Source organism: Bradyrhizobium sp. MI1.11, from assembly GCF_055811255.1.
In genome coordinates, this window is the sequence record NZ_JBVVPM010000080.1 from 21,268 (window position 1) to 27,741 (window position 6,474).

General features: G+C 64.8%; 6 protein-coding genes. 3 read left to right on the top strand and 3 right to left on the bottom strand.

Annotation, left to right across the window (positions count from 1 at the left end):
- Nucleotides 1-53 precede the first annotated feature (53 nt).
- The 3 genes from hisS to AC0L30_RS39395 all read right to left on the bottom strand — a co-directional run bounded on the left by hisS (nucleotide 54) and on the right by AC0L30_RS39395 (nucleotide 3,354).
- A complete protein-coding gene (gene hisS / locus AC0L30_RS39385; RefSeq protein WP_473406501.1) occupies nucleotides 54-1,574 on the bottom strand; it encodes a histidine--tRNA ligase in 1,521 nt (506 codons plus the stop codon).
- Nucleotides 1,575-1,624: 50 nt separating this feature from the next.
- Entirely contained in the window at nucleotides 1,625-2,149 is a 525-nt protein-coding gene (locus AC0L30_RS39390; protein ID WP_473406502.1) for a YegJ family protein, read from the bottom strand.
- A gap of 122 nt (nucleotides 2,150-2,271) precedes the next feature.
- A complete protein-coding gene (locus AC0L30_RS39395; RefSeq protein WP_007596844.1) occupies nucleotides 2,272-3,354 on the bottom strand; it encodes a branched-chain amino acid aminotransferase in 1,083 nt (360 codons plus the stop codon).
- 339 nt (nucleotides 3,355-3,693) lie between these two features.
- Between AC0L30_RS39395 and AC0L30_RS39400 the strand changes: the two genes are divergently transcribed.
- Genes AC0L30_RS39400 through AC0L30_RS39410 form a run of 3 tightly spaced genes read left to right on the top strand, consistent with a single transcriptional unit; the run spans nucleotide 3,694 to nucleotide 6,368 of the window.
- On the top strand, nucleotides 3,694-4,233 hold the full coding sequence (locus AC0L30_RS39400) for a MarR family winged helix-turn-helix transcriptional regulator (RefSeq protein WP_007596846.1): 540 nt from the start codon (nucleotides 3,694-3,696) through the stop codon (nucleotides 4,231-4,233).
- On the top strand, nucleotides 4,230-4,961 hold the full coding sequence (locus AC0L30_RS39405) for a response regulator (RefSeq protein ID WP_035993624.1): 732 nt from the start codon (nucleotides 4,230-4,232) through the stop codon (nucleotides 4,959-4,961). Before AC0L30_RS39400 ends, AC0L30_RS39405 begins: the two co-directional genes overlap by 4 nt.
- A gap of 18 nt (nucleotides 4,962-4,979) precedes the next feature.
- Nucleotides 4,980-6,368 (top strand): ATP-binding protein, encoded by a 1,389-nt coding sequence (locus AC0L30_RS39410; RefSeq protein ID WP_354172445.1) that lies wholly within the window; start codon nucleotides 4,980-4,982, stop codon nucleotides 6,366-6,368.
- Nucleotides 6,369-6,474: the final 106 nt, after the last annotated feature.

Here is a 6,474-nt window from a genome sequence, read left to right on the forward strand (position 1 = left end):
AAACAAGGCGTGGATGCCCGGGACAAGCCCGGGCATGACGCCTGCCGGCATAGCTATCCCCACTTTACGTCATGGCGCGCCAACACCTCGCGCACTCTGGCGACGAGGTCGGTCTCGCCGCACGAGAACTGCGCCGGGCGGCTCTCACGCCATTCCTGGTTGGAAGCGATCGCGGCCGCAGCCTTCGCGCCTTCGATCAGATCCTTGATCTGCACCTCGCCACGCGCTTTTTCATCCGAGCCCTGGATGATGACGCAAGGCGCATTGCGGCGATCGGCATATTTGAGCTGGTTGCCCATGTTCTTGGGATTGCCCAGATAGAGCTCGGCACGGATCCCGGCGGTTCGCAACGATGCGACCATCTTCTGGTAGTCGGCGACGCGGTCGCGGTCGAACACGGTGACCACGACTGGGCCGAATTCGGGCTTCGTATCGAGCTTGCCAAGCAGCGTCAGCGCGGCCTGAAGCCTGGACACGCCGATCGAGAATCCGGTCGCCGGCACCGGCTCGCCGCGGAAGCGCGAGACCAGACCATCATAGCGGCCACCACCGCCGACCGAGCCAAACCGGACCGGACGGCCTTTGTCGTCCTTGGTCTCGAGCAGCAGTTCGACCTCGTAGACGGGGCCGGTGTAATATTCGAGGCCGCGCACGACGGAGGGATCGATGCGGATGCGGTCTGCGCCGTATCCCGAAGCCGTCACCAGTTTGGCGATTTCTTCCAGCTCGCTCACGCCGGCCTGACCGACTTCGCTCTTGGCGAGATAGGTTTCCGCCGCGGCGATCGCCTCTTTCCAGTCGTCGTGCGGTTTGGTGATGGCGAGAACGACGTCAGCTTCCGACGCGCTCAAATTGGCGCCCTTCGTGAAGTCGCCCTTGCCTTCTTCGCCGCCATCCCATCTGCCGGGACCGAGCAGCTTGCGAACTTCCTCGGCGGGAAACTTGTCGAGCTTATCGATCGCGCGCAACACGGTCAGTCTGCGTGCTGCGTTCTCTTCGCCACCGAGCCCGATTGCTTCCAGAACGCCGTCAAGCACCTTGCGATTGTTCACCCTCACGACATACGAGCCGCGCGCAACGCCCAGCGCCTCCATCGTGTCGGCCGCCATCATGCAGATCTCGGCATCGGCCGCCGGTGTTGCCGAGCCCACCGTGTCCGCGTCGAACTGCATGAACTGGCGGAATCGGCCGGGGCCGGGCTTCTCGTTGCGGAAGACGTAACCGACGCGATAGCTGCGATAGGGCAATACAAGACCGTCGGTACCGTAGCGCTCGCCAACGTAGCGCGCGAGCGGCGCGGTCAGGTCGTAGCGCAAGCTGATCCACTGCTCGTCGTCGTCCTGGAACGAGAACACGCCCTCGTTCGGACGATCCTGGTCGGGCAGGAACTTGCCGAGCGCATCGGTGTATTCCATCGCCGGCGTTTCCACGGGCTCGAACCCGTAGAGCTCATAGACGGTCCGGATCTTCTCCACCATCTCGCGCGTCGCCCGGATCGCGGCGGGATCGCGATCCTCGAGCCCGCGCGGCAGGCGCGCCTTCAGTTTCTGGGGTTTTTTGGATTTTTCGGCCATGCGCGGCATTTACCAGCCGACGCGCGAGGCGGCAACTGCCGGGTAGGCTCTTACGGCTGCTCCATCCGCGCCCGGAGCGCGTCGGCATCCGCTTTCGGCAGCGACTTCAGCGTTGGCTTGATGGTTTCGCCGCCGACGATCTTGCCGTTGCGCATGAACATCCAGTCCGAGATGTCGGCTTCAGTGAATTCGACCTTGTCGCCTGCCCGCTTGCCGGGCAGATCGCGTGGCTCGTTGGCGAAGAGGCCGGAATAGGCCCCGTTGGGTATCTTCTTCACCTCGGCCATCCAGATGTGCTCACCGCCTTTGCGGGTCGAAAAGTGCACCTTCAGGGCATGCCCTGTCTCCGACGGCTTCGGCGCCTCATAGGAGGCCCAGAATGTCGGCAGCGTGCCGCGGGCGCGCGCGATCGCGGTGTTCATCTCGGGATCGGTGGTGCGCACGTCGACGACGGGCGAACGGCCCTCAGCGGAGACGTCCGGCTTGGGGCCGATGGTCAGAATGCCAAAGACGGTGACGCCGGTGATCGCGGCGAGAACGACCCATTTCAGGGGTTGGGGAAGAGTGGATGCCATGATCGCGATGTCCAGATGACTCGATGTTCGAGTATTCGAGGTCTCGGACTTTGTCGCACGATCATCGTGTCGCGTTCATGGCGCCTCTCTCTCCCCGCGCGCGGGGAGAGAGAGGGCAAAAATCAAGACAGATTGCGGATCCAGTTGTGCGGATCGTTGGTGCGGCCGTACTGGATGTCGACGAGTTGCTTGCGCAGGCCCATGGCGACCGGGCCCGCGGCGCCGCCGCTGATCTCGAAATCGCCGCTCACCGAGCGCACCGTGCCGATCGGCGAGATCACGGCGGCGGTGCCGCAGGCAAACGCTTCCTTCAGCTTGCCGCTTGCCGCATCCTTGCGCCACTGGTCGAGCGAGTACGGCTCCTCGCGCACGGTCTTGCCGGCATCTTTGGCCAGCGCGATGATGGAATCGCGGGTGATGCCGGGCAGGATGGTGCCGAGCGGCGGGGTCGAGAGCGAGCCGTCGTCGAACACGAAGAACACGTTCATGCCGCCGAGCTCTTCGATATAGCGGCGCTCGATCGCATCGAGGAACACGACCTGGTCGCAGCCGTGCTGGATCGCTTCGGCCTGGGCGCGCAGGCTCGCGGCATAGTTGCCGCCGCATTTGACGGCGCCGGTGCCGCCGACCGCGGCGCGCGTGTAATTCTCGGACACCCAGATCGAGACCGGCGCAGGGCCGCCCTTGAAGTAGGAGCCGACCGGCGAGGCGATCACCGCGAAAATGTATTCGGACGACGGCTTGACGCCGAGGAAGGTCTCGCTCGCGATCATGAAGGGGCGCAGGTAAAGGCTGCCCTCGCCGCCCGGCATCCAGGCGCGGTCGATGCGCACGATTTGCTCGACCGCCTCGATGAAGACGTCTTCGGGGAGCTGCGCCATCGCCATGCGGTCCGCCGAGTCCTTGAAGCGCCGTGCATTGGCGTCGGGGCGAAACAGGTTCACGCCGCCGTCGTCGCGCTTGTAGGCCTTGAGGCCTTCAAAAATTTCCTGGGCGTAGTGGAGGACGGCGCCGGCCGGATCGATCTGGAAATTGGCGCGGGCCTCGACACGCGCCTCGTACCAGCCGCCCTTGGCCTGGTTGTAGCGGACCACCGCCATGTGGTCGGTGAAGACGCGCCCGAAACCGGGATCGACCAGCTTGGCGACCCGATCCTTCTCGGGGGTCGGATTGGATGCGGGCTGGATGTCGAATTTCATGCTCATGTCCTTGCCTCCCGCTGCCGGTGGCGGTGCCGTTGTGGCACCCACCTGCCCTGATTTGGGCCCGGCTGGCTCGATTGGTTTCTGGCCGGACCGCCGCCAGCCTTGTTACGGCCGGTTTCCGTGGCCAGCATGTCACCGAGGACATGCTTTTGCGGAAGACGGAAGTCCAGTATGTTTTGCCGAAATGCCGTTCGACAATCGCACGGTAGATCTGCTCCGGCCGTCGCCGCCCGTCCGGCCCACTGCGGCGGCCTTGCTTCGATGCCCACCCGACGCGAAACGATCTAAAATTTCGTGCGGGCTGATCGTTTTGTAACATTGAGACTAAGATACGTCAATATGCCTGACATAAATTTCGCGACTCCTTCTCAAGACGCTGCCGGGCCGCGGCCGGCCGCAGACGACGGAGGCAATTTGCGCTGGGATATCATCGAACTGCTGTTCTTCGCTTATCGCGATTTCGTCGGCGATCCCGACCAGGAGCTGGAGGCGTTCGGCTTCGGCCGGGCCCATCACCGCGTCATGCACTTTGTCTATCGTTATCCCGGCCTCAAGGTCGCCGACCTCCTCGACGTCCTGCGTATCACCAAGCAATCGCTCGGCCGGGTGCTCAAGCAGCTCCTGGACGAGGGCTATATCGTGCAGAAGACCGGCGACAATGATCGCCGCCAACGCCTGCTGTTTGCGACACCGAAGGGCGAGGCGCTGGTGCAGAAGCTCGCCGGCCTGCAGACCACGCGCATCACCAAGGCACTCGCCGAGATGGCGCCGCAGGATGCCGAGACCGTCAAGCGCTTCCTGCGCGCGATGATCGACCGCGACGATCCGGACAAGGTGCTGGAGACGATCTTTGCCACCGTCAATCAGGACAAGGAGTGACCGTGCCGCTCGCTGCAACGCTCGCACGCCCGCCGGCACGCCCCGCCGACGATGCCCCGCATCTCCTGCTGGTCGACGACGACCGCCGCATCCGCGATCTGCTCTCGCGCTTCCTTGCCGGCGAAGGCTATCGCGTCTCGACCGCCGCGAGCGCCAGCGACGCCCGTTCCAAGCTTTTGGGCCTGCACTTCGACCTCTTGATCCTGGATGTCATGATGCCCGGCGAGACCGGCTTCGATCTCGCCCGTTTCATCCGGACCTCGTCCTCGGTGCCGATCGTGATGCTGACGGCGCGGCATGAAGCCGAAGCGCGCATCGAGGGCCTGCAGATCGGCGCCGACGATTACGTCGCGAAGCCGTTCGAGCCGCGCGAGCTTGCGCTGCGCATCAACAACATCCTCAAGCGCGCTGCGCCGCCGCCGCAGGCCGCTGCAGTGGAGAAGATCGCGTTTGGCCCGTACATCTACCACCTCGAGCGCGGCGAATTGCGCCAGGGCGAAGACGTCATTCACCTCACCGACCGCGAGCGCGAGATGCTGCGGATCCTGTCGGAGACACCGGGCGAGACCGTGCCGCGCAGCGCGCTGACCGGCAATGGCAGCGTCAACGAGCGCGCCGTCGACGTGCAGATCAACCGCCTCCGGCGCAAGATCGAAACCGATCCCGCCAATCCGCTGTTCCTCCAGGCCGTGCGCGGCATCGGCTACCGGCTGGTAGCCTCGCCATAAAACAGTAAAGCGCCACCGATGAGCACGATCGATACCGGCCTGACGCTTCTGAAGAGCGCCGCCGGCCGCGTCTCCGCCGCCAATGGCTGGATGGGCAACGCGTTCAAGGGCTGGATGCCGACCGGCCTTTATGCGCGTGCGCTGCTGATCATGATCGTGCCGATGGTGATCCTGCAATCGGTCGTCGCCTTCGTGTTCATGGAGCGGCACTGGAACACGGTGACACGCCGCCTGTCGGCCGCGGTGGTGCAGGACATCGCCGCGTTGATCGACGTCTACAAGGGCTATCCGCAAGACAAGGATCGCGACCAGATCCGCCGTATCGCGCAGCAGCGCCTCGGTCTCGTCGTCGATTTCCTCCCGGCCGGCGACATGCCGCCGCCGGGACCAAAGCCGTTCTTCTCGCTGCTCGACCAGACGCTCTCGGTGCAGCTCGGCCGCCAGATCGGGCGCTCCTTCTGGATCGACACGGTCGGCCGCTCCAACCTGGTCGAGATCCGGATCCAGCTCGACGATGCCGTGATGCGCGTGTTCGCGCAGCGCAGCGCCGCCTATGCCTCGAACTCGGAGATCTTCCTGTTCTGGATGGTCGGCACGTCCTCGATCCTGCTGATCGTCGCGGTGCTATTCCTGCGCAACCAGATCAAGCCGATCCTGCGACTTGCCGACGCTGCCGAAAGTTTTGGCAAGGGCCGCGAGGCGCCGAATTTCCGTCCGCGCGGCGCGCGCGAGGTGCGGCGCGCGTCGGTCGCCTTCCTCGAAATGAAGTCGCGCATCGAGCGGACGATGGAGCAGCGCACCGCGATGCTCGCCGGCGTGAGCCACGATCTGCGCACGATCCTGACGCGGTTCAAGCTCGAGCTGGCGCTGATCGGCGACAGCCCCGAAATGGAGGGCATGCGCAAGGACGTCGACGAGATGTCGATGATGCTGGAGGACTATCTCGCGTTCGCCCGCGGCGATTCCGGCGAGCAGTCGCAGCCGACCGACATGGCGCAGGCGCTCGAGGAGCTGCGCAGCGACGCCGAACGCCACGGCCACATTGCGACCGTCGCGTTCAACGGGCTGCCCGTGGTCACGGTGAAGCCGGCCTCGTTCAAGCGCTGCCTCGCCAACCTCGTCACCAACGCCGCCCGCTACGGCAAGGCCATCGCTATCACCGGCCAGCGCGATCACCGTTATTTGACCGTGACAGTCGACGACGACGGCCCGGGTATTCCCGCGCACTTACGCGAAGAGGTGTTCAAGCCGTTCCTGCGGCTGGACAACGCCCGCAACCAGGACGAAGGCGGCACGGGTCTTGGCCTCGCGATCGCCCGCGACATCGCCCGTTCGCACGGCGGCGACATTACGCTTGGCGACAGTCCGATGGGCGGATTAAGGGCGAGCGTGCGGATACCGGTGTAGCTGCCTCTTCCCTTCTCCCCCTGTGGGCCTGTTGCGCTATTGGCTTTTGAGGCTGAAGACGTCGAGAGAGAAGGTCTGGGTCGCGACAGGCTCCGGCCAAGACTGT

Excerpts from the sequence above, each read along its gene's own strand:
- AC0L30_RS39390 (WP_473406502.1), bottom strand. The coding sequence starts at position 2,149 with ATGGCATCCACTCTTCCCCAACCCCTGAAATGGGTCGTTCTCGCCGCG.
- AC0L30_RS39410 (WP_354172445.1), top strand. The coding sequence starts at position 4,980 with ATGAGCACGATCGATACCGGCCTGACGCTTCTGAAGAGCGCCGCCGGC.
- AC0L30_RS39400 (WP_007596846.1), top strand. The coding sequence starts at position 3,694 with ATGCCTGACATAAATTTCGCGACTCCTTCTCAAGACGCTGCCGGGCCG.
- hisS (WP_473406501.1), bottom strand. The coding sequence starts at position 1,574 with ATGGCCGAAAAATCCAAAAAACCCCAGAAACTGAAGGCGCGCCTGCCG.
- AC0L30_RS39395 (WP_007596844.1), bottom strand. The coding sequence starts at position 3,354 with ATGAGCATGAAATTCGACATCCAGCCCGCATCCAATCCGACCCCCGAG.